At 68.9% G+C, this 1,125-nt stretch carries 1 protein-coding gene; it reads right to left on the reverse strand.

The features are described from left to right. Positions 1-98: 98 nt before the first annotated feature. Positions 99-1,088, reverse strand: a complete 990-nt coding sequence (locus AC1D2K_RS35015) for a Bug family tripartite tricarboxylate transporter substrate binding protein (protein WP_478095064.1) — start codon at positions 1,086-1,088, stop codon at positions 99-101. Positions 1,089-1,125 lie beyond the last annotated feature (37 nt).

Below are 1,125 nucleotides of genomic sequence, written 5' to 3' on the forward strand. Positions count from 1 at the left end.
CGCCCACCCCCTACCGGGGGCAACACCAGCGGCCCGGCGGAGCCGGTTCCGCGGTGTTTCACCAACGGGCCTGGCTGCGCCGGCCGGGGGCCTGCTGCCTACTCCTTGATGTTGGCGGCTTGCACGATTTTTTGGTTGCGGGCGTATTCCGATTTGACGAACTGGGCGAGCTCCTCGGGCGAGCCGCTGCCGGGGATGGCGCCTTGCTCCTGCAGCTTGGCGCGCACTTCGGGGTCCTTGAGCACGGCGTTGAGTTCCTGGTTGAGGCGGCTCACGATCGGCGCCGGCGTTCCGGCCGGCGCGAAGATGCCGGTCCAGCTCACCATCGAGTAGCCCTTCAGGCCCGGCATCTCGTTGAAGGTGGACACCTGCGGCAGCGCGTCGAGCCGCTGGCCGCCCGTCACGCCGAGCGCCTTCAGCCGGTTGCCGCTCACATGCGGGATGGCGCTGGTGCTGACCAGCATCGCGAGGTCGACCTGGTTGCCGATCACGTCGGTCGCGATCTGGGCACCGCCGCGGTAGGGCACGTGGGTGACGAAGATGCCGGTGCGCTCCTTCAGCAGTTCCATCGCCAGCTGCAGCACGGTGCCGACGCCCGAGGTGGCGTAGTTGTACTTGCCGGGCGCGGCCTTCGCGAGCTTGACGAAGTCGGCGAAGTCCTTCACCGGCAGGCCCGGCCGGGCGACCAGCACCATGGGCGCGGTGTTCAGCATGCCCACCGGCGCCAGGTCCTTCAGCGGGTCGAACTTGAAGGCAGCGGGGTTGATCAACTTTCCGATCGCGATCGCGCTGTCCGGGCCTGCGACCAGGGTGTAGCCGTCCGGCGCCGCATTCACCGCCTTGGCGACCCCGATGGCGCCGCCCGCGCCGGTCACGTTCTCGATCACGACCGACTGCTTGAGGCGTTCGCCGAGCCTGGTTGCGACCAGCCGTGCGTTGAAGTCCACGCTGCCGCCCGCCGAATAGGGAACGATCAGCGTGATCGGCTTGGCGCCGGGCCAGGCGGAGGGCTGTGCGAAGGCGGCGCCGGGCAGGGCCGCGATCAGCATCGAGGCCAGCAGCAAGGGTTTCGGGATCGGGGTGTTCATGGGTTCAGCGTGGTGGGTTCTTGTGGAAGGAGGGCCC

The organism is Variovorax sp. P1_H12_2 (assembly GCF_056405335.1).